Source organism: Streptomyces mayteni, from assembly GCF_054783955.1.
On record NZ_BAAGPR010000031.1, the window covers coordinates 1 to 19,897 of the forward strand.

Consider the following 19,897-nt stretch of genomic DNA (forward strand, 5'->3'; position numbering starts at 1 on the left):
TGGGGCGCCGCGCCCGCGCTCGCCGCCGGCCGCCCGGCGCGGCTGCCCCGCGCGCTGCCGCTGGTGGTCGGGTGGCTCGGGTCAGGCTCGCTGTTCGCCTGGAGCTGCTGGAAGCTGCCGCTCACCCTCTATGTCGCGCTCGCCGAGCCCGCCGACGTGCTGCCGCCCGAGCAGCCGGCCGTCGCCGTCGCGCTCCAGGCCGTGGCGATCCTGGCCGGCGCGACGCTGCTGCGGGCGCTGACCCCGGGCCGGGGCGCCCGCGCCGGGAACGCGGACGTCATCGGGGCGCGCGGCGGGGATTGACGGCCTGGGCAGCCGGATCGATAGTCACCCTTGGGAGCGCTCCCAAGGCGGGGGCTGACCTCGCGCGCCCGCGTGGCCGCGACCAGCCGCCGCCTCACCTCGGCCGTCCACCCACCCATCCCGAGGAGCGTCGATGCCTCCCTCCCGACGACGCCGGCTCCGCCGGCTCCTGGTGCTGCTCGTCACCCTGCTGGTCGCGACCGGCACGAGCCTCACCGCGCAGTCCGCCACGGCTGCCACCCCCACCCGGGTCATGCTGCTCGGGGACTCCATCACCGGCAACAACGGCTGCTGGCGCGCGCTGCTCTGGCAGCACCTCCAGGCCGCGGGACACACCGACGTCGACTTCGTCGGCACCCTGCAGAACCCCTACTGCCAGGGCAGCTTCGACGTCGACAACGAGGGCCACGGCGGTTTCCAGGCCACCGGCATCGCCAACGACAACCAGCTCCCCGGCTGGCTCTCCGCCACCAGCCCCGACATCGTGATGATGATGCTCGGCACCAACGACGTGTGGAGCCACCTGCCCACCGCCACCATCCTGGACGCCTACACCCGGCTGCTCGGCCAGATGCGGGCCGACAACCCGGACGTCAGGCTGATCGTCGCGCAGATACCGCCGATGAACCCCAGCGGCTGTTCCGACTGCGCCCAGGGCGCGGTCGCGCTCAACGCCGCCATCCCCGGCTGGGCCGCCGCGAACGGCACCGACCGTTCGCCGGTCACCGTGGTCGACCAGTGGACGGGCTTCAGCACCGCGACGGACACCACCGACGGCGTGCACCCCAACGAGACCACCGGCATCCAGAAGTTGGAGAGCCGCTGGTTCCCGGCGCTGGCCGCGGCGCTCGGCGAACCGGGCCCAGGGCCAGGCCCGGATCCCGAACCGGGCACCGGAACCTGCCGGGTCACGGCCGCCGTCAACGGCTGGAACACCGGTCTGACCGCCGCCCTCACGGTCACCAACACCGGCACCACCGCGGTCAACGGCTGGTCGCTGCGCTTCACGCTGCCCGCCGGCCAGACCATCACCTCGGGCTGGAACGCCACCTACAGCCCCACGTCCGGCACGGTCACGGCCGCCAACGCGTCCTACAACGGCACCATCGCGCCGGGAGCCAGCGTCGGGATCGGCTTCCAGGCCACCCACACCGGCAACGCGGCGGCCCCCACCGGCTTCGCCCTCAACGGCGGCGCCTGCACGGCAAGCTGAGCCGCCACGCGTGGCCACCGCCGGTTCCGGCGGTGGCCACGCGCGGGCCGGGGACCGCGGCTCACCAGCCGCCGTCGCAGCAGCCCTCCCGGCGCATCAGCCTGCCCACCTCCCGCCACTCCTCGGCGGTGCGGCCGCCCGCGCGCGACTCCGCCGGGCCCGCGAACGCCTCGACGAGCGCCGCCTGTTCGACGGGCACCCCGCCCCGCAGCACCGCGACCGTGCGCACCAGCGAGGCGAAGTCGGTGAACGGGTCGCCGTCCACCACCGTCAGGTCGGCGAGCCTGCCCTCGGTCACGGTGCCGAGATCGTCCTCGGCGCCGAAGGCGCGCGCCGGCAGCACGGTCGCGGTGCGCAGCGTCTCGGCCACGCCGAGGCCGGCCCGGTGCAGGGCGCGCAGCGCCAGGTGGAGATGGAGGCCGACGGGCACCAGCGGCTGGTCGGTGCCGAGGGCGACCACCCCGCCGCCGGCCAGCACGGCCCGGTAGACGTCGGTCTCCCGCTCCAGCGTGGACAGTTCGTCCCGGCTCGGCGGCTGGGCCGCCCTGGCGCGCACCGCCTCGGTGTCCCAGGGCGGCATCAGCGTGGTGACCCGCGGGTCGTCCGCGAGACCCGGCTCCTCGCCGAGCAGCGGCTGGGCGGTGAACGGGGTGGCGACCAGCCGGAAGTCGGTGTTCGTGTAGATCTCGGTGACGTCCTGGTAGGCGTGGCCGCCGGCCGAGGTGGCGTGGCCGTACTCCAGGCGCTGGGTGGCCTGGAGATGGGTGGTCAGGTCCTGGCCGAGCTGCACGCCGGGCGAGCAGAGGTGGCTGCCGGCGCGGACGCCGAGCCGCTGGTGGGCGAAGTCCGCGGCCTCGGCCATCAGCCAACCGGGGGCGCGGACATAGGTCTTCACGAAGTCCCAGTCGAGGGCGCCGGCCCTGGCCAGCGAGCGGCGCAGCCCGTCCCGGGTGGCGTGGGCCCGGCCCATGCTGTAGGCGACCCGGGCGCCGTCCAGGAGTTCGCCGGTGGCCAGCAGCCGGGGACCGGTCAACTCGCCGGCGGCCAGCGCCTCCCGGATCCGCGCCTGCTCGTAGGCGAAGCCGCCGAGCGAGACGGTGGTGGTGATGCCGTAGGCGAGTTGGAGCGCGGTCTGCCGGCCGCCGTAGGTGCTCTGCCAGGGGTGGATGTGGGCGTCCCACAGGCCGGGGAGCACGGTGCGTTCCGACGCGTCGTAGCGCCGGGCGGCCGGCCGGCCCGGGCGGTGCGGTTCGACGGCGGTGATCCGGCCGGCCCTGACCACCACGTCGACGTCCTCCCTGACGTGGTCGCCCGTGCCGTCCCAGAGCCGGCCGGCGCGCACCACCACGTCCCTGGCCCGGGGGCGCCGGTAGGTCAGCCGCACGTCGACGGTGCGGGGCTCGCCGCCGGTGGCGGCGACGGTGCGCGGCCGGCCGGCGGAGAGGTAGAGCAGGGTGCGGGAGTCGCCCGACCAGGAGGGGTGGTCGGCGGGTTCGTCGGCCTGGGTCAGCCGGCGGGGTTCCCCTTCCGGGGTGCCGTCGGGACGGACCGGCAGCAGCCAGAGCGCGGACTCGACGATCACCGCGAGGTGGCGGCCGTCCGGGGACCAGACGGGTCCCGAGGCGTAGCGGTCGGAGAGCGAGGCGTGCGGCCCGAAGGGGTGCAGGGCGGCCGCGCCGGTCTCGGCGTCCACCACGCGGATGAGGTTGTACCCCTCCCGGAACCGGCCGTTGAGCCGGTTGCGGTCGCAGAGCACGAGGCGGCGCCCGTCGGGCGACCAGCTCGGCGGCCCTGGGAGCCCGCCGCCGCCGAGCGGCGCGGCGAGCACCCGTTCCGTGCCGTCGGCGAGCCGGCGCACGACGAGGTTGCCCGCCATGTCGAGGCAGGCGAGCCGGTCGCCGTCCGGGGAGAGCGCGGGGAAGACCCGGCCGCCGTCGGCGAGGAGCGTTTCGGCGCCCGATTCGAGGTCGCGCCGGCGGACGGCGAGCAGCCCGTCGCGGTCGTCGGCGTAGAGCAGGCCGCGGCCGTCCGGGGTCCAGGCGGGGGCCAGCAGGTAGCGGGTGGGGTCGGCGCGGACGACGCGGCGCGGCGTGCCGCCGGTGACCGGCACCGTCCACAGGGAGTTGAGCGCGACGAAGGCCACCCGCCGGCCGTCGGGGGAGAGCGCGGGCTGGTGCAGGCCGCGCGCCTGGCGGTCGCCCGCGCCGTCGAAGTCGTAGGACTTGACGCGGTACCGGGGTTGTTCGACCGGGAGCGTGGCGGTGAAGGCGATGGTCTCCGGGGCCCTGGTCGCGGCCGGGTCGACGAGTTGGAACCGGCCGCCGGCGTTGACCAGCAGGGTGTCCCTCGAGGTCCAGCGCACCGGGACGGGGTGCACCTCGCCGTCGGTCGCGACGGTCTCGCCGTCGACGACGAGGGCGCAGGAGGCGGCGGGCGCCGGGGTGGTGCGCAGATAGGCGAGGCGCCCTTCCGGGGAGAGCGCGGGGGTCATGATCTGGGCCTGCGCCGGGCCGTCGTCCGTGTGTTCCAGGACGACGGGGCCCGACCCGTCGGCGGGCACCGAGGCGATGCTCCTGGCCTGGACGGTGCCCGCCGGGGTGGTGCCGGCGCGGACGAGGAACACCCGGCCGCCGTCCGGCGACCAGGTGGGGTCGAAGTCCTCCCAGGTGCCCTCCTGGACGGGGCCCTCCTGGTCGGGCAGGCCCGTGAGCTGGCGCAGGTCGCCGGTGCGCACGTCGAGGACCCAGATCCGGTAGGGGCTGCCGGCCACCGGGTCGCCGCCGCGTTCCGAGGCGAAGGCGATCCGGGTGCCGTCCGGCGACCAGGCGGGGGCGCGGTCGTCCCAGGGGCCCTCGGTGAGCTGCCGGGGGTCGGAGCCGTCGGGGTTCAGGGTCCAGACGTGGAACCCGCCGCCGCGGTAGGCGCAGACGGCGAGCCGCCGGCCGTCGGGGGAGAACTGCGGGCGGTTGGGTTCGAGGTCGGCCGGGGTGAGGGCGACGGCCCGGCCGCCGGCCCTGGGGATCGACCAGAGGACGTTCTGCACCTCGGCGACGAGTCGGTCGCCGGCCGGGGAGAGGGTGGCGGAGCCGTTGGTGGCGGCGGTGAGGGTGAGCTCGACGCGGGCGGCCGCCTCGGCGGCCGAGGCGTTCGCGGCGTTAGCGGCGGCGGTGGGGGAGAGGGGGACGGTGACGACCGCGCCCGCGGCGGCCGTGGCGCGGAGCATCGTGCGGCGGGTCACGCCTGATTCGGAATCAGTCACGGGGTTCACCGTGTCCAGCTGAGGTTCCGGTGAATCGGCGGGCCGCCCGCTGACCGCCGGCGGACCACTCGTCGTGGCCAGGCGCCGGCGTGGCCGAGCTGGCCGCCGGACGGCCGAAGGCCGCGCCGACATCGCCCGGGATCGGTCGTATCATCCCGTTATGGGCAGGCGTGGTGAGGGGGGATCGGGGCTCCTGGACGCGGCCCTCTCCCGTGGGACGCGGGAGACCGGCGCGTCCGTGTCGATGATCTACCTGCTGCCGCCGGACGGCGCCGCCCTGCGGCTCGCGGTGTTGTCCGGGATGTCCCAGCGGATCGCGGCCCCCTGGGGCCGGGTGCCGCTGACCGCCCCGATCCCGGTCGCGGACGCCGTCCGGGAGCGGCGCCTGGTGTGGCTCGGCAACCGCGAGGAGATGGCCCGCCGCTACCCCCGCCCCGCGCTGGTGCTGCCCTACGACTTCGCCCTCGCCGCGGCGCCGATCACCGGCGGCGCCACGCTCTGGGGCGGCCTCGTGCTGCTCTGGCCCGGCTCGCACGCGCCACGCCTGGCCGCCGGGGAGCGCGACGCCATGCTCGCCTGCTGCCACGAACTCGGGGAACGCCTGCGCGCGGCCGCCGACGCCGGGCAGCCCTTCCGGCCCGGCCCACGCCCGCAGACCCTCGCCAGACCCCGCGTCCCGGGACCCGAGCCGAGCCCCGCCGAGGCGGCCGCCGCGGTGGAGCTCATCGAGCGGCTGCCCGGTGGCAGCTGCGCCCTCGACCTCGACGGCAGGTTCACGTACGTGAGCACGGCCGCGGCCGACCTCCTCGGCAGCGGCACCCAGCGGCTGCTCGGCACGATGCCGTGGGACGTACTGCCCTGGCTGAACGACCCCGCCTTCGAGGAGCACTACCGGGGCGCGCTGATCAGCGGGCAGACCTCCCGGGTCACGCTGCCGCGCTCCCCCGACCGCTGGCTGACCTTCCGGTTCTACCCGGACTCCTCGGGCATCACGGTCCACATCACTCCCGCCGTCCCCGACCGGCGGGCCAGGAACGCCTGGCGCCGCCGCCCCTCGCCGCCGGCCGGGATGAGCCAGGCGACCGCCCTCTACAACCTGATGCACCTGGCCGCCACGCTGACCGAGGCCGTCGGCGTCCAGGACGTGGTGGACCAGGCCAGCGACCAGATGCTGCCGGCCTTCGGCGCCCAGGCCGTCGTCCTGATGACGGTGGAGGAGGGACGGCTGCGCATCATCGGCTACCGCGGCTATCCCGCCGAGCTCATGGCCCGCTTCGACGGCGAACCCCTCACGTCCGAGACTCCGGCCGTGCGGACCCTGAGAAGCGGCGCGCCGTGCTTCTTCAGCACCTTCGCCGACCTCAAACGCAGCCACCGCGAGGCCGTCCACCAGGACGACAAGGAGGCGTGGGCCTTCCTGCCGCTGATCACCTCCGACCACGCCATCGGCACGCTGCTGCTCGCCTACGACCGCCAGCAGCCGTTCGGCACGCGGGAGCGCGCCGTCCTCTCCTCGGCCGCCGGCCTGGTCGCCCAGGCCCTCGACCGCGCCCGCCTCTACGAGGCCAAGAACCGGCTGGCGCTACGCCTCCAGTCCGGGCTGCTGCCCCCCGCCCTGCCCGAACTCCCAGGACTCGACGTGGCCGCCCGCTACCTCCCGGCGCTGCGCGGCATGGGCATCGGCGGCGACTTCTACGACCTGATCCCGCTGAACGGCCGGGTGGCCGCCACCATCGGCGACGTCCAGGGCCACGACGTGAACGCCGCGGCCATCATGGGGCAGGTCCGCACCGCCGTCCACGCCACCGCGGGCGCGCCGCCCGGCGAGGTCCTGGCCCGCACCAACCGGCTGCTCACCAACCTGGACACCGGCCTGTTCACCAGCTGCCTCTACGCGGACCTCGACCTCGAAAGGCAGCTCGTCAGGCTGGCCACCGCCGGCCACCCCCCACCCCTCCTGCGCCGCCCGGAAGGAGGCACCGAGGCGCTCCACCTGCCCCCCGGCCTCCTCCTCGGCATCGACCCGCACGCCGACTACCCCACCACCGACGTCCCCCTGACCCCGGGCACCGTCCTCGCCCTCTTCACCGACGGCCTGATCGAGGCCCCCGGCATCGACCTCGACGACGCCACCGACGACCTCGCCCGCCGGCTGGCGCACGACGAGAGCGCCACCATGGAGTCGCTGGCCGACAACCTCATCGCCTACGCCGAGCGGTCCGCGCCGCGCGTCGACGACATCGCCCTGCTCCTCATCAGGGCCGAGTAGCCGCCCCGGCGGCGCCGCGGCGCCCGAGCACCCGGCGGCTCAGCCGGTGACGATCACCCGCAGCCGGCGCGGGCCGTGCACGCCCTCCACGCGGCTGAGTTCGATGTCGCTGGTCGCCGAGGGGCCGCTGATCCAGGTCCCTGGCCGCTCGGGGTCGAGCCTGGCCATCGCCTCGGGGACGGTGCCCACCACCTGGTCGGCGCGCAGCACGCACACGTGCAGGTCGGGCACGAGCGTCAGCGCGCGCCGGCCCTCGCCAGGGCCGTGGGTGAGGACGACGGTGCCGGTGGTCGCGATGCCGACCGTCGCGCCCGTGACCACCGCGTCCATCCGGTCCAACTCGGCGGCGCCGAGCCCGGTGTCCCGCACCGCGCCGGGCGGTGCCGGCCAGGCGAGGCCGTCCGGCACCACCACCCGCCGCGCGCCGTCCAGCGCCGCCACGATCCGCTTCCGCACCTCGGCCGGCGCGCACCGGGTCACCTCGGCCCGGTAGTCGGCGACCCGCTCGCGGAACAGCTCCACCGGGTCCACCTCGACGCGGACCGCCCGGTAGCCGCGCGGCACCGGGCCCGGCTCCCCGGCGCCCCGCAGGGCGGCGCGCACCCGGCCAAGGATCTCCTCCCGCGCGTTCACCCGCGCCCCCCTCCGGTCCTTCGCCACCAGGCGCGGAACGGCTCCCGAGCCGGGGCCGGCAGGTCACGGGCGCCGGTCCAGCGCGATCCCGGCCACGGCAGCCAGGAGAACCCGCTCCGCCGGGTGACCCGGCGCAGCAGCCCGGCCCCGCGCTGCGCGAGACCGAGCCGGCGCCCCGACGCGAGCGTCGCCGCGGCCGCCCGCATCGCCGCCGCCTCGCCCGCGTGCCGCGCCGTGCCGCGGCGTGCGTCGACCACCTGCGCCCGCAACTCGACCAGCACGCTCGGAATGTCGATGCGCACCGGGCAGGCGTCGAAGCACGCGCCGCACAACGACGAGGCGTACGGCAGCGAGTCGACCTGCTCGTCGGTGCCCACGCCCCGCAGCAGCGGGTTCAGGATCGCGCCGATCGGGCCCGGGTAGACGGAGCCGTAGGTGTGGCCGCCGGTCCGCTCGTACACCGGGCAGACGTTGAGGCAGGCCGAGCAGCGGATGCAGCGCAGCGCCTGCCGGCCGAGCTCGTCGGCCAGTGCGCGGGTGCGGCCGTTGTCCAGCAGCACCACATGCGCCTCGCGCGGTCCGTCGCCCGGGGTGAGCCCGCTCCACGTCGACGTGTAGGGGTTCATCCGCTCGCCGGTCGAGGAGCGGGGCAGGAGCTGGAGGAGGACGTCCAGGTCGGCGAAGGTCGGCACCACCTTCTCGATGCCGACGACCGAGACCAGGATCTCCGGCAGGGTCAGGCACATCCGGCCGTTGCCCTCGGACTCGACCACCACCAGCGTGCCGGACTCGGCGACCGCGAAGTTGGCGCCCGAGACCGCCATCCGGGCCCGCAGGAACTTCTCCCGCAGGTGCAGCCGCGCCGCCTCGGCGAGCCTGGCCGGCTCGTCCGTCAGCCCGGCGGGCGCCGGCCGGCCCGCGTCGCCCATCGCGCGCAGGAAGATCTCCCGGATCTCCGCCCGGTTGCGGTGGATCGCCGGCACCAGGATGTGGCTCGGCAGGTCGTCGCCGAGCTGCACGATCAGCTCCGCCAGGTCCGTCTCCCAGGCCGCGACGCCCCGGGCGGCCAGCGCCTCGTCGAGGCCGATCTCCTGCGTCGCCATCGACTTGACCTTGACCACCTCGGTGATCGCGTGGGCCTCCGCGACGCCCGCGACGACCGCGCACGCCTCGGCGGCGTCCCGCGCCCAGTGCACCGTGACGCCGCGCGCCGTCAACTCGGCCTCCAGCCGCACCAGATGCTCGTCGAGGCGGAGCAGCGCCGCGTCCTTGACCGCCGCGCCGGCCAGCCGCAGCTCCTCCCACTCGCCGACCTCGGCGACGACCTCCCGCCGCCTGGCCCGGATCGTGGCGGTGGCGTGCGCCAGGTTGCCGCGGAGCTGGCTGTCGCCGAGCGCCGCGCGCGCCGCCTTCGGGAACGCCGGCATCCCGACGAACGTCGCCTTCACGACGTCCGCCCCGCCGGCGCCCCGGCGCCCTCGGTGGCCGCCAGCACCTCCGCGAGGTGCAGGACCCGCACCCCGGCGCGCTGCCGGGAGAGCAGCCCGCCGATATGCATCAGGCAGGAGCTGTCCCCGGCCACCAACACCTCGGCGCCGCTCTCCCTGACGTGCCGCGCCTTGTCCGCGCCCATCGCGACGGACGTGTCCGCGTTCTTGACCGCGAACGTCCCGCCGAAGCCGCAGCACTCGTCGGCGGCCGGCAACTCCCTCAGCCGCAGGCCCCGGACGGCCTCCAGCAGCCGCCGCGGCCGGTCGCCGACGCCGAGCAGGCGCAGCGAGTGGCAGGTCGGGTGGTAGGTGACGGTGTGCGGGAAGGCGGCGCCGACGTCGGTCACGCCGAGGACGTCGACCAGGAACTCCGACAGCTCATACATCGGAGGAGTGGCCGCCACGGCCGCGGCCAGCTCGGCGTCGCCGGCCCGGCGCGCCACCATGGCGTGCTGGTGGCGCACGCACCCGGCGCACGATCCCGACGGGGTCACCACCGCGTCGCAGCCGCGGAACGCCGCGGCGAAGCCCCGGACGACCGGCACCGCCTCGGGCAGGTAGCCGGTGTTGATCAACGGCTGGCCGCAGCACGCCTGCCCTGGCGGGAACTCTACGTCCACGCCGAGCCGGCGCAGCACCGTGACCACCGCGCGCCCGACGTCGGGGAACAGCGTGTCGTTGAGACAGGTGACCAGGAGGGCGACCCTCATCGCCGCACCAGCGCGGATCCCGAAGACATCGGGTCAAAGGTGTGATTGATCTCGCGAATTCGGGGTGATCCAGGCATCGAGAACCTCAGTCATCGGATGTACTTCGCGTACGGTCGCACAGCGATCCGTCCCCTGGCAACAGGTCGGCCGCGCCGTGAACCCGGGAAAGATCCGATGTATCCTGCTTCCCGCACAGTCGACGTGGGCACGGAGAGGAGTTGCGGGTGTCGGTCACCGACGACGCCATCGAGGCGATCAAGCAGATGATCGTGGACGGCGAGCTGCGGCCCGGCGACCGGTTGCCGCCCGAGCCGGACCTGGCCGAACGCCTGGGCCTGTCCCGGAACTCGCTGCGGGAGGCGGTGCGCGCGCTGTCGCTGATACACGTTCTCGACGTCCGGCGCGGCGACGGCACCTATGTCACGAGCCTCGAACCGGCGCTGCTGATGGACGCGATGGGCTTCGTCGTGGACTTCCACCGCGACGACACCGTCCTCGAACTCCTGGAGGCGCGGCGCATCATCGAGCCGGCCACCACGGAGCTGGCCGCGCTGAAGATGCCGACGGCCGACATCGAGGGCCTCTCCGCGCTGCTCGACTCGCTGGGCGAGCGGCCCACCGTGGACCAACTGGTCGAGAACGACCTGGAGTTCCACCGCCGGATCGCCGCCGGCTCGGGCAACGCGATGCTCGCCTCGCTGGTCGAGACCCTGTCAGGGCGCACCCAGCGGGCCCGCACCTGGCGCGGCCTCACCCAGGAGGGCGCCGTCGAGCGCACCCTCGCCGAGCACCGCGCCATCGTGCAGGCGCTCGCCGCGCGGCAGGCCGACATCGCCCGCGCCACGGCCACGGTGCACGTGGCCGGCGTCGAACAGTGGCTCCGCCAGGCTCTGATCGACCCCCGCTAGCTCGCCCCCGCTGGTCCGAACTCGTCGGGACGCACCCCGCCGACCCGAGCGGGCCGGCGGGGTGCACCGAGGTCACTGTCCGGGCGGGCGCAGCCGCAGGTCCTGCATGCCGCCGTCCACGGCGATGCCGACGCCCGACGTCGAGGTGGCCGACGGGCTGGCGAGATAGACCACCGCGTGCGCGATCTCCCGCGGCGACACCAACCGGCCGTGCGGTTGCCTGGCCTCCAGCGCGGCGCGCTCGGCCGCCGGGTCGTCGGCCTGCTCCAGCAGCCGGCCGACCCACGGGGTGTCCGCGGTACCGGGGTTGACGCAGTTCACCCGGATCCCCTCGCGCAGGTGGTCGGCGGCCATCGCCCGGGTCAGCGCGACCACGCCGCCCTTCGACGCGCTGTACAGGGCGCGCCGCGGCAGCCCGGCGGTCGCCGCGATCGAGCCCACGTTGACGATCGCGGCGGACCGCGAGCGGCGCAGGTGCGGCAGCGCGGCCCGGCTGGTGCGCACCATGCCGAGCAGGTTGACGTTCAGCACCCGCAGCCACTCGTCGTCGTCGTTGTCGGCCACGGTGCCCTGCGCGCCGATGCCCGCGTTGTTGACCAGGATGTCCAGGCCGCCGAAGCGGCCGGTCACGGTGTCGATCGCCTGCCGCACCGACGCGTCGTCGCCGACGTCGGCGCGCACCCCGAGCACGTCGCCGGCGTCCGCCACCGGCGTCAGGTCGAGCGCCGCGACCCGCGCGCCCCGCTCGGCGAGGGCCGCCACCACGGCCGCCCCGATGCCCGAGGCGCCGCCGGTCACCGCGGCCACCAGGCCGTCGAACTCGCTCATCTCGTTACCTCGCTTCCGTCGCGACGAACCGCTGGAACTCCTGCCGCTGCCGCCCCAGGCCCTCGATCCCCACCTCGACGACATCCCCGGGCGCCAGGTAGGGGAACCGCCCGGAGAGCGCGACGCCCTGCGGCGTGCCCGTGAGGATCACGTCGCCCGGCTCCAGCGCGAGGTAGCGGCTCAGGTGCCAGACCAGGAACTCGACGCCGAAGATCATGTCCGCCGTGGTGGAGTCCTGCCGCGGCTCCCCGTTGACCCAGCTGCGCAGCCGCAGCGTCGTGTGGTCCACCTCGTCGGGCGTCACCAGCCACGGGCCGAGCGGCGAGAACCCGGGCGCGCACTTGCCCTTGCTCCACTGCCCGCCCGACTCGTCCAGCTGGTGGCGGCGCTCGGAGACGTCGTTGCCGAGCACGAAGCCGGCGACATGGGCCATGCTCTCCGCCGGCGACTCCAGGTAGAGCGCGCGGCGGCCGACGACGATGCCGAGTTCGACCTCCCAGTCGGTGCGCTCGCTGCCGGGCGGGATGGTCACCGGGTCGTTCGGGCCGCCGACCGTGTTCGGCGTCTTCAGGAAGATGATCGGCACCTCGGGCGGTGCCGCCCCTGACTCGGCCGCGTGCGCGGCGTAGTTCATGCCGACGCAGACGACCGCGCCCGGCCGGGCGATCGGCGGCCCGATCCGCAGGCCGTCCGCGTCGGGCAGCACCGGCAGCGTCCCCGCCGCCAGGGCGGCACGCGCGGCGGCGACGCCCTCGGCGGCGAGGAAGTCGCCGTCGATGTCGGCCGTCAGGCCGGTCAGGTCGTAGGTCGCGTCGTCGGTCACGACGACGGGCCGCTCAAGCCCCACAGGGCCGAGTCGAGCGAACTTCACCGGACACTCCTCACGCCATTGGTCGGGTGTATTGACGGATCTATCGGGGATCCTAGGCCAACAGGGTGAAGTGAGCGACCCTTGACGATCGAGACATCGGATGTTTATGGTCGCCGCCAGCAGATCGCTCAAGGGGTACTAGGGAGTGTGTCCGTGGCCCGCTTCATCGCATTGCACACGCACGACGTGCGTTTCCCCACCTCGCGGACGCTGGACGGTTCGGATGCCATGAATCCGGATCCGGACTATTCGGCCGCGTATCTCCGGCTGGTGACCGATGCCGGCGATGGTCTTGAGGGTCACGGCTTCGTCTTCACGATCGGCCGTGGCAACGACGTCCAGGTGGCGGCGGTCCGCGCCCTGGAGGGTCATCTGGTCGGTCGGGACGTGGCGGCCACGCTGGCCGATCTCGGCGGGTTGTGGCGGGAGTTGGTGCACGACTCGCAGCTGCGCTGGCTGGGGCCCGAGAAGGGTGTCATGCATATGGCGGTCGGCGCGGTGGTGAACGCGCTGTGGGATCTGCGGGCGAAGCGCGCCGGCCAGCCGTTGTGGCGGTTGCTCGCCTCGCTCAGCCCGGAGGAGATCGTCGACCTGGTCGACTTCCGCTATCTCACCGACGCCCTGACCAGGGACGAGGCGCTGGACATCCTCCGAGCCGCCCACCCCGGGCGGGCCGAGCGGGAGACCCGGCTGCTGGCCGAGGGATACCCGGCCTACACCACCACCCCGGGTTGGCTGGGCTACGACGACGAGAAGCTGTCCCGGCTCTGCCGGGAGGCCGTGGAACAGGGCTTCACCCAGATCAAACTCAAGGTCGGTGGCGATCTGGCCGACGACATCCGTCGCCTGCGGATCGCGCGGGAGGCGGTCGGGCCCGACGTGCGGATCGCGGTGGACGCCAACCAGCGGTGGGACGTGGCCGAGGCGATCCGCTGGATCGAGGCCCTGCGGCCGTTCGACCTCGCCTGGGTCGAGGAGCCCACCAATCCGGACGACGTCCTCGGGCACGCGGCGATCGCCCGGGCCATCGCGCCCATCCCTGTCGCCACCGGCGAGCACGCCGCGAACCGGGTGCTGTTCAAACAACTCCTACAGGCCGAGGCGCTCTCCGTGCTGCAGTTGGACGCGACGCGGGTGGCCGGGGTCAACGAGAACGTGGCGATCCTGTTGCTGGCCGCGAAGTTCGGGGTCCGGGTCTGCCCGCACGCCGGCGGCGTCGGCCTGTGCGAGGCCGTCCAACACCTCGCCATGTTCGACTACCTCGCCGTCTCCGGATCCTCGCAGGACCGGATGATCGAGTTCGTCGACCACCTCCACGAACACTTCGTGACCCCGGTCGACGTCCGCCACGGGCGCTACCACCCACCCCTGACCCCCGGCGCCGGCACCGAGATGCGCCCACGCTCCATCGAGGAGTACGCCCAGACACCCGACCAATACGCGGTCGGCTGACCGCCTTCCGGGGAGTCAGCGGCGACGAACGGAATAATCTCGGTTTGCTTCAACGCCTTGACGTCGAAGACATCGGATGTTTTCATCGCCGCACCATCGACTCAGCCGGCTGATCCGAGACCCCACACGCACCACCCCACAGCACAGGCAACGCCGCCCAACGCAACGAAGTGGAACACGCCATGAGACGACGACTCACCCTGGGCGTCATATCGGTCGCCACCATCACGGGGCTCATGCTGACCGGATGCTCCTCCGGAACCGACGCCGCCAGCCAGACCGAGGACAGCCTCGTGTGGTCGATGTGGATCTCCGGCAGCGAGGACCAGGCCGCCTGGCAGGAGGTCGCCGACGCCGTCAGCGCGGAAGGCGGCCCCGAGGTCACCATCCAGGGCTCGCCGTTCACGGACTACTGGACGAAGCTCCGCACCCAGCTCAGCGCCGGCGACGCGCCCTGCGTCGTCAGCATCCAGAGCCTGCGCGCCGCCAACTTCACCGACGTCCTGATGCCGATCGACTCCCTCGCCGAGGAGGCCGGCGTCGACCTCTCCGAGTTCGACCAGACCGCCCTGGACGGGATGCGGGTCGACGGCGACCTGTACGCGCTGCCGTACGACACGGGACCCGTGGTGATGTTCTACAACCAGGACCTCTTCGACGAGGTCGGCGCCGAGCCACCGCGCCCCGGCTGGACCCTGGACGACTTCGAGGCCGCCGCGGCCCGGTTCGCCGAGGCCGGCACCCCGATCCTCGCCTCCTCCGTCGAGGACCTCTTCGTCGAGTCGCTGATCCTCGGCCACAACGGCGGCCGGGTGATCGCCGAGGACGGCACCCTCGACGCCACGAACCCGGCGTTCGCCGAGGGCCTCGACTGGATGGCGTCGCTCGTGGAAGCCGGCCAGGCCACCCAGGCCGGCTCCGACTCCAGCGCGGACGACAACGCCTACGTCAACGGGCAGGCCGGCATGTACATCGACGGCCCCTGGTCGCTGCTGACCCAGAAGTCCCGCGTCGACTTCACCCTCGGCGTGACCACCATCCCCGCCGGCACCCCGGGACCCTCCACCTTCTCCGCCGGCTCCGGGTTCGGCGTCTCCAAGGAGTGCGCCTACCCGGACCAGGCGTTCGAGGCCATCAGGACGATGACCAGCGAGCAGGTGCTGACCTCGCTGGCCGAGCAGGGCCGGGCCTTCCCGTCCCGGACCGCGGCCCAGCAGACCTGGTACGACAGCGCGGACATCGAGGGCGCCCAGGAGGTCCTGACCGCGGCGCAGCAGGCGTCCACCCCGCTGCCCGGCAACCGGCAGAGCGACCAACTGGCGCAGCTCCTCACGCAGTACGCCGTGCAGGCCGTCAACGGGCAGCGTTCGGGCGCCGAGACGATGGAATCCATCGCCGGCCAGCTCGGATAACCGGCGGAGGTGAGCACGTGACGAGTGTGATGCCGCTACGGCCCCCGCAGGGGCCCGAGCACCGACCAGGGCGGAAGTCCGCCGCCGCCGACCGGGCGGCGGGCAGCCGCCGGGGCTCGGGAGGCCGGGAACCCGGCCGCCGCTCCTGGTGGGGCGCGGTCTTCGCCGGCCCCCACTCGGTCGGCCTGGCGATCTTCACCCTGCTGCCGATCGTCGCGTCCCTGGTCGTCAGCTTCATGAGCTGGCCGATGGTCGGCGAACGCTCCTGGGTCGGGCTCGGGAACTACTCCGACCTCTTCTCCGACCCGGTCTTCAGGACCGTCATCCTCAACACCGTCGGGTTCGTGCTCCTCTACGTGCCGCTGAACCTGGTGATCTCGCTCGGCCTCGCGGCCTGGCTGACCCCCAGGATCCGCCACCGGCACGTGTTCCGGGTGCTGTTCTTCATCCCGACCGTGACGCCGATCGTCGCGAACGTCGTGGTCTGGCGGATGCTGTACGAGCCGGGCGGTCTGATCGACGCGACGCTCGACTCGACCGTCGGCGTCCAGGCCCCCAACTTCCTGGTCGACGAGAACTGGGCGATGCTCGCCATCGTCGCGATGAGCGTCTGGCAGGGCTTCGGCTACAACATGCTGCTGTTCTCCGCCGCCCTCGACGCCGTCCCCGAGAACCTGGTCGAGGCCGCCCAACTGGACGGCGCCAACGCCTGGCAGACGTTCTGGCGCGTCAAGTTCCCCGCCATCTCCCCGACGATCTTCTTCGGGACCATGATGACGCTCATCACCTCGTTCCAGGTCTTCGCACAACCGTTCCTGCTGACCAAGGGTGGGCCAGGCACCTCCACGGAGACGCTGGTCCAGTACATCTACAACACGGGGTTCCAGGTGCAGCAGCTCGGCCTCGCCTCGGCCGGCGCGTGGGTGCTCTTCGTCATCATCCTCGGCGTCACGGCGGTCCAGTTCCTCGGCCAGAAGCGGTGGGTGCACTATGAGTAGCCTCCAGACCACCTCGCGGCCCCGGCAGGCCATCGGCTACGCGCTGCTCGTCGCCATCGCGCTGGTCTTCCTCGCGCCGCTCGTCTACATGGTGGCCACCAGCCTCAAGCCCGCCGCCGAGACGTTCTCGAGCCCGCCCACCCTGTGGGGTTCGGAGATCCGCTGGCAGAACTACGCGGACGTCTTCAGCTACCTGCCGTTCCAACGCTTCGTCCTCAACGGCGTGCTGGTCGCCGTCGTCGGCACGCTCATCAACGTCACCGTCGCCGTGCTCAGCGGCTACGCCTTCTCCCGGCTGCGGTGGCGCGGCCGGAACCTGGTCTTCGCGCTGTTCCTGGCCACCCTGATGATCCCGCAGGACGTCCTCGTCATCCCGATGTACGTGATGATGCAGGAGGTCGGCTGGGTCGACTCGTTCCAGGCGCTGATCATCCCCTGGGCGTTCACCGCCTTCGGCGCGTTCCTCTGCCGGCAGTTCTTCCTCACCGTGCCGCACGAACTCGACGACGCCGCCCGGATGGACGGCGCGGGCGTCGTCCGCACCTTCCTCAGCGTGATGCTGCCGCTGGCCAGGCCCACCCTCGCCGTGCTGGCCGTCTTCACCTTCATCGCCTACTGGAACTCGTTCCTGTGGCCGCTGATCGTCGTCAACGACGTCAACGCCCACGCCACCGTGCCGCTCGGGCTCCAACAGTTCTTCGGCCAGCAGGGCAGCCAGTGGCACCTCGTCATGGCCGCCTCCGTCATCTCCATGCTGCCGACCGTGATCATCCTGCTCCTGCTCCAACGGCACCTGGTCCGCGGCATCGTGACCAGTGGCCTCGGCGGCCGCTGACCGCCCCGCGCACGACCCCACCACCACACGACCCCACCACACGCACCCCCCATCACGAAGGGAACGCCCCACCCCATGTCCGTACCCGCCTGGTTCACGCACGACCGCTTCGGGATGTTCGTCCACTGGGGCCTGTACTCGCTGCCCGCCCGCCACGAGTGGGTCATGAACCGCGAGCGCCGGACCGTGGAGGACTACGAGCGCTACTTCCACCGCTTCGAGCCCGACCTCTACGACCCGCGCGCCTGGGCCAGGGCCGCGAAGGCGGCCGGCATGCGCTACGTGGTGCTCACCACCAAGCACCACGAGGGCTTCTGCCTCTGGGACTCCAAGCTCACCGACTACACGTCGATGAACACGCCCATCGGCCGGGACCTGGTCGCCGAGTTCGTCGAGGCCGTCCGCGCCGAAGGCCTGAAGGTCGGCTTCTACCACTCGCTCATCGACTGGCACCACCCCGACTTCACCGTCGACGGCCACCACCCGCGCCGCGACGAGCCGCGCGAGGTGATCGAGAAGCTGAACGAGGGCCGCGACATGGCGCGTTACCGCGCCTACCTGCACGGCCAGGTCGAGGAGCTGCTGACGAACTACGGCACCGTCGACTACCTCTTCTACGACTTCTCCTACCGCCAGGACGACCACCACGACGTCTGGGGCGGCAAGGGCGCCGACGACTGGGGCTCGGCGGAACTCCTCGCGCTCACCCGCCGCCTCCAGCCCGGCATCGTCGTCAACGACCGGCTCGACATCCCGGGCGACTTCGTCACCCCCGAGCAGTACCAGCCGGACCGGCCGATGGAGGTCGACGGCGAGCCCGTGCCGTGGGAGGCGTGCCAGACGCTCAACGGCAGCTGGGGCTACGACCGCGACAACCACCACGTCAAGAGCGTCGACCTGCTGGTGCGGATGCTGATCGACGGCGTCGCCAAGAACGGCAACATGCTGCTCAACGTCGGCCCGACCGGGCGCGGCGAGCTCGACCCCACGGCGCTCGCCACCCTGGAGGGCATCGGCGCCTGGATGCGCCAGCACGAGCGGTCCATCCGCGGCGCGGGCCCCGCCACCTTCACCGCCCCGCCAGACGCCCGCTACACCCGGCGCGGCGACCGCCTCTACCTGCACCTGTTCACCTGGCCCTTCGAACACCTGCACCTGCCGGGTCTGGCCGGCAAGGTCGCCTACGCGCAGTTCCTGCACGACGCGTCCGAGCTGGCCTACCGCGAGATCGCCCCGGACATCAGGGCCCTCACCACCGGCCTCGGCGGCCAGCCCGCCGGCACCCTGACGCTCACCCTGCCGGTGGTCAGGCCCGACGTGGCGGTCCCGGTCGTCGAGCTGTTCCTGACCGAGGAGGCCGCGGCGGCGGAGGAGGGCGTGTGACCCAGCGCATCGCCGTCCACACCCGCCTCAAGCCGGGGCGGGAGGCCGAGTACGACCGGGTCCACGCCACCATCCCGCCGGAGCTGGCCGAGCGGCTGCGGGCCGCCGGCGTCGTCGACTGGCGGATCTGGCGCAGCGGCCGTGACCTCTTCCACGAGATCGAGGTCGCCGACTACCGGGCGATGCGCCTGGCCCTCGCCGACGACCCGGTCAACCTCGCCTGGCAGGCCAGGATGGCCGAACTGCTCGAGGTCGAGGACGACTACTCGGGCGAGGACGAAGGACTGCCCCTGGTGTGGAGCCTGCCATGACGCGTGACGCGGACCCGCCGGTCACCGGTGCGGGACCCTGGTGGTTCGGCGGCGCCGGGATCGGCAACCTGGGGCGGGAGATCACCGACGAGGCGGCCGGGGCCACGGTCGACGCCGCCTGGGCGGCGGGCGTCCGCGGCTTCGACACCGCGCCGCACTACGGGCTCGGGCTCGCCGAACGGCGGCTCGGCGCGGCCCTGGCCGGCCGGCCACGCGCCGAGTTCCGGGTGTCGACCAAGGTCGGCCGGCTGATCGTGCCGGCCGACCCGGGCCCCGAGCCGGTGGGCGACGACCTCGCGAACGGCTTCGCGGTGCCCGCCACCCACCGGCGGGCCTGGGACGTGTCGCGGGCCGGCGTCGAACGGTCGCTCGCCGACAGCCTCGACCGGCTCGGCCTCGACCACGTCGACGTGCTCTACCTGCACGACCCCGACGAGTACGACCCGGCCGCCGCGGTCGGCGAGGACCCGCCGGCCAGCCCCGAGGCGGCGCTCACCACCGGGCTCGCGGCGCTCGCCGCGCTGCGGGACGCCGGCGCCGTGCGCGCCGTCGGCGTCGGCTCCAAGTCGGTGCCGACGCTCACCGCCGCGGTGCGCACCGGCCTGGCCGACGTCGTCATGGTCGCCGGCCGGTACACACTGCTCGAACAGCCGGCCGCGGCCCTGCTCGCCGAGTGCGCCGAGCTGGGCGTCGCCGTCGTCGCGGCCGGCGTCTTCAACTCGGGGGCGCTCAGCCGCCCGACGCCTGACCCGTCGCTGCCGTACGAGTACGGGCCGATGCCGGCCGCGGTGTTCGCGCGGATCACCGCGATCCGGGCGGTCTGCGCCCGCCACGGCGTGGACCTGCCGACCGCCGCGCTCGCCTTCCCGCGCCGGGCGCCGGCCGTGGCCGCCGTCGCCGTCGGCGCCCAGGCGCCCGACCAGGTGCGCGAGAACGCGGCCCGCGCCCGAACCCGGGTCCCGGACGCGCTGTGGGAGGAGCTGGCCGCGGCCGGTCTGCTCGGCGAAGGGCCGCGGTAGCCG

Annotated in this window: 16 protein-coding genes and 1 pseudogene; 11 read left to right on the plus strand and 6 right to left on the minus strand. The window is 73.6% G+C overall.

The genetic code is table 11. The annotated features are described in order from the left end of the window. Positions 1–303 (plus strand): annotated as a pseudogene (locus tag ACYVPE_RS16245) (hypothetical protein); the annotation flags it as partial. A 133-nt stretch (positions 304–436) separates the two neighbouring features. Beyond that, the gene (locus ACYVPE_RS16250) at positions 437–1,516 is read left to right on the plus strand and encodes a cellulose binding domain-containing protein (RefSeq protein WP_461034304.1); all 1,080 of its coding nucleotides are present in this window, start codon (positions 437–439) and stop codon (positions 1,514–1,516) included. Positions 1,517–1,577: 61 nt separating this feature from the next. On the opposite strand, the gene ACYVPE_RS16255 is transcribed toward ACYVPE_RS16250, so the two are convergent. Next, on the minus strand, positions 1,578–4,739 hold the full coding sequence (locus ACYVPE_RS16255; RefSeq protein ID WP_461034356.1) for an amidohydrolase family protein: 3,162 nt from the start codon (positions 4,737–4,739) through the stop codon (positions 1,578–1,580). A 196-nt stretch (positions 4,740–4,935) separates the two neighbouring features. On the opposite strand from ACYVPE_RS16255, the gene ACYVPE_RS16260 reads away from it, so the two are divergent. Further along, a complete protein-coding gene (locus ACYVPE_RS16260; protein WP_461034305.1) occupies positions 4,936–7,044 on the plus strand; it encodes a SpoIIE family protein phosphatase in 2,109 nt (702 codons plus the stop codon). A 39-nt stretch (positions 7,045–7,083) separates the two neighbouring features. On the opposite strand, the gene ACYVPE_RS16265 is transcribed toward ACYVPE_RS16260, so the two are convergent. From ACYVPE_RS16265 to ACYVPE_RS16275, 3 genes are read right to left on the minus strand one after another with little or no spacing between them, the layout of a single operon-like run. Beyond that, positions 7,084–7,677 carry a LutC/YkgG family protein gene (locus ACYVPE_RS16265; RefSeq protein ID WP_461034306.1) on the minus strand — a complete coding sequence of 198 codons (594 nt, stop codon included), beginning with the start codon at positions 7,675–7,677 and terminating at the stop codon, positions 7,084–7,086. Continuing rightward, positions 7,674–9,125: a lactate utilization protein B gene (locus ACYVPE_RS16270; protein ID WP_461034307.1), complete on the minus strand. Its 1,452-nt coding sequence runs from the start codon at positions 9,123–9,125 to the stop codon at positions 7,674–7,676. Before ACYVPE_RS16270 ends, ACYVPE_RS16265 begins: the two co-directional genes overlap by 4 nt. Beyond that, entirely contained in the window at positions 9,122–9,877 is a 756-nt protein-coding gene (locus ACYVPE_RS16275; protein ID WP_461034308.1) for a (Fe-S)-binding protein, read from the minus strand. The genes ACYVPE_RS16270 and ACYVPE_RS16275 overlap by 4 nt, the downstream gene beginning before the upstream one ends. Positions 9,878–10,101: 224 nt before the next feature. On the opposite strand from ACYVPE_RS16275, the gene ACYVPE_RS16280 reads away from it, so the two are divergent. Further along, positions 10,102–10,785, plus strand: coding sequence for a FadR/GntR family transcriptional regulator (locus ACYVPE_RS16280; protein WP_461034309.1), 684 nt, complete (start codon positions 10,102–10,104; stop codon positions 10,783–10,785). A 72-nt stretch (positions 10,786–10,857) separates the two neighbouring features. Here the strand turns inward: ACYVPE_RS16280 and ACYVPE_RS16285 are convergent, their stop codons facing one another. Together ACYVPE_RS16285 and ACYVPE_RS16290 are read right to left on the minus strand one after the other, a co-directional pair. After that, positions 10,858–11,613, minus strand: a complete 756-nt coding sequence (locus tag ACYVPE_RS16285) for an SDR family NAD(P)-dependent oxidoreductase (protein ID WP_461034310.1) — start codon at positions 11,611–11,613, stop codon at positions 10,858–10,860. A gap of 4 nt (positions 11,614–11,617) precedes the next feature. After that, positions 11,618–12,484, minus strand: a complete 867-nt coding sequence (locus ACYVPE_RS16290) for a fumarylacetoacetate hydrolase family protein (RefSeq protein ID WP_461034311.1) — start codon at positions 12,482–12,484, stop codon at positions 11,618–11,620. A gap of 147 nt (positions 12,485–12,631) precedes the next feature. Here ACYVPE_RS16290 and ACYVPE_RS16295 point away from each other — a divergent pair, with 147 nt between their 5' ends. The 7 genes from ACYVPE_RS16295 to ACYVPE_RS16325 all read left to right on the plus strand — a co-directional run bounded on the left by ACYVPE_RS16295 (position 12,632) and on the right by ACYVPE_RS16325 (position 19,894). Continuing rightward, positions 12,632–13,936 carry an enolase C-terminal domain-like protein gene (locus tag ACYVPE_RS16295; protein WP_461034312.1) on the plus strand — a complete coding sequence of 435 codons (1,305 nt, stop codon included), beginning with the start codon at positions 12,632–12,634 and terminating at the stop codon, positions 13,934–13,936. 182 nt (positions 13,937–14,118) lie between these two features. Next, positions 14,119–15,348 (plus strand): ABC transporter substrate-binding protein, encoded by a 1,230-nt coding sequence (locus ACYVPE_RS16300; protein WP_461034313.1) that lies wholly within the window; start codon positions 14,119–14,121, stop codon positions 15,346–15,348. Positions 15,349–15,365: 17 nt separating this feature from the next. Beyond that, positions 15,366–16,346: a carbohydrate ABC transporter permease gene (locus ACYVPE_RS16305; protein WP_461034314.1), complete on the plus strand. Its 981-nt coding sequence runs from the start codon at positions 15,366–15,368 to the stop codon at positions 16,344–16,346. Continuing rightward, positions 16,339–17,181, plus strand: coding sequence for a carbohydrate ABC transporter permease (locus ACYVPE_RS16310; RefSeq protein ID WP_461034315.1), 843 nt, complete (start codon positions 16,339–16,341; stop codon positions 17,179–17,181). The genes ACYVPE_RS16305 and ACYVPE_RS16310 overlap by 8 nt, the downstream gene beginning before the upstream one ends. Before the next feature lie 75 nt (positions 17,182–17,256). Next, a complete protein-coding gene (locus ACYVPE_RS16315; RefSeq protein WP_461034316.1) occupies positions 17,257–18,564 on the plus strand; it encodes an alpha-L-fucosidase in 1,308 nt (435 codons plus the stop codon). Continuing rightward, a complete protein-coding gene (locus ACYVPE_RS16320) occupies positions 18,561–18,875 on the plus strand; it encodes an L-rhamnose mutarotase (protein ID WP_461034317.1) in 315 nt (104 codons plus the stop codon). Before ACYVPE_RS16315 ends, ACYVPE_RS16320 begins: the two co-directional genes overlap by 4 nt. After that, positions 18,872–19,894 (plus strand): aldo/keto reductase, encoded by a 1,023-nt coding sequence (locus tag ACYVPE_RS16325; protein ID WP_461034318.1) that lies wholly within the window; start codon positions 18,872–18,874, stop codon positions 19,892–19,894. Before ACYVPE_RS16320 ends, ACYVPE_RS16325 begins: the two co-directional genes overlap by 4 nt. The last annotated feature ends 3 nt before the right edge of the window (positions 19,895–19,897 follow it).

Excerpts from the sequence above, each read along its gene's own strand:
- ACYVPE_RS16315 (WP_461034316.1), top strand. The coding sequence starts at position 17,257 with ATGTCCGTACCCGCCTGGTTCACGCACGACCGCTTCGGGATGTTCGTC.
- ACYVPE_RS16325 (WP_461034318.1), top strand. The coding sequence starts at position 18,872 with ATGACGCGTGACGCGGACCCGCCGGTCACCGGTGCGGGACCCTGGTGG.
- ACYVPE_RS16275 (WP_461034308.1), bottom strand. The coding sequence starts at position 9,877 with ATGAGGGTCGCCCTCCTGGTCACCTGTCTCAACGACACGCTGTTCCCC.
- ACYVPE_RS16260 (WP_461034305.1), top strand. The coding sequence starts at position 4,936 with ATGGGCAGGCGTGGTGAGGGGGGATCGGGGCTCCTGGACGCGGCCCTC.
- ACYVPE_RS16300 (WP_461034313.1), top strand. The coding sequence starts at position 14,119 with ATGAGACGACGACTCACCCTGGGCGTCATATCGGTCGCCACCATCACG.
- ACYVPE_RS16285 (WP_461034310.1), bottom strand. The coding sequence starts at position 11,613 with ATGAGCGAGTTCGACGGCCTGGTGGCCGCGGTGACCGGCGGCGCCTCG.
- ACYVPE_RS16255 (WP_461034356.1), bottom strand. The coding sequence starts at position 4,739 with ATGCTCCGCGCCACGGCCGCCGCGGGCGCGGTCGTCACCGTCCCCCTC.
- ACYVPE_RS16310 (WP_461034315.1), top strand. The coding sequence starts at position 16,339 with ATGAGTAGCCTCCAGACCACCTCGCGGCCCCGGCAGGCCATCGGCTAC.
- ACYVPE_RS16250 (WP_461034304.1), top strand. The coding sequence starts at position 437 with ATGCCTCCCTCCCGACGACGCCGGCTCCGCCGGCTCCTGGTGCTGCTC.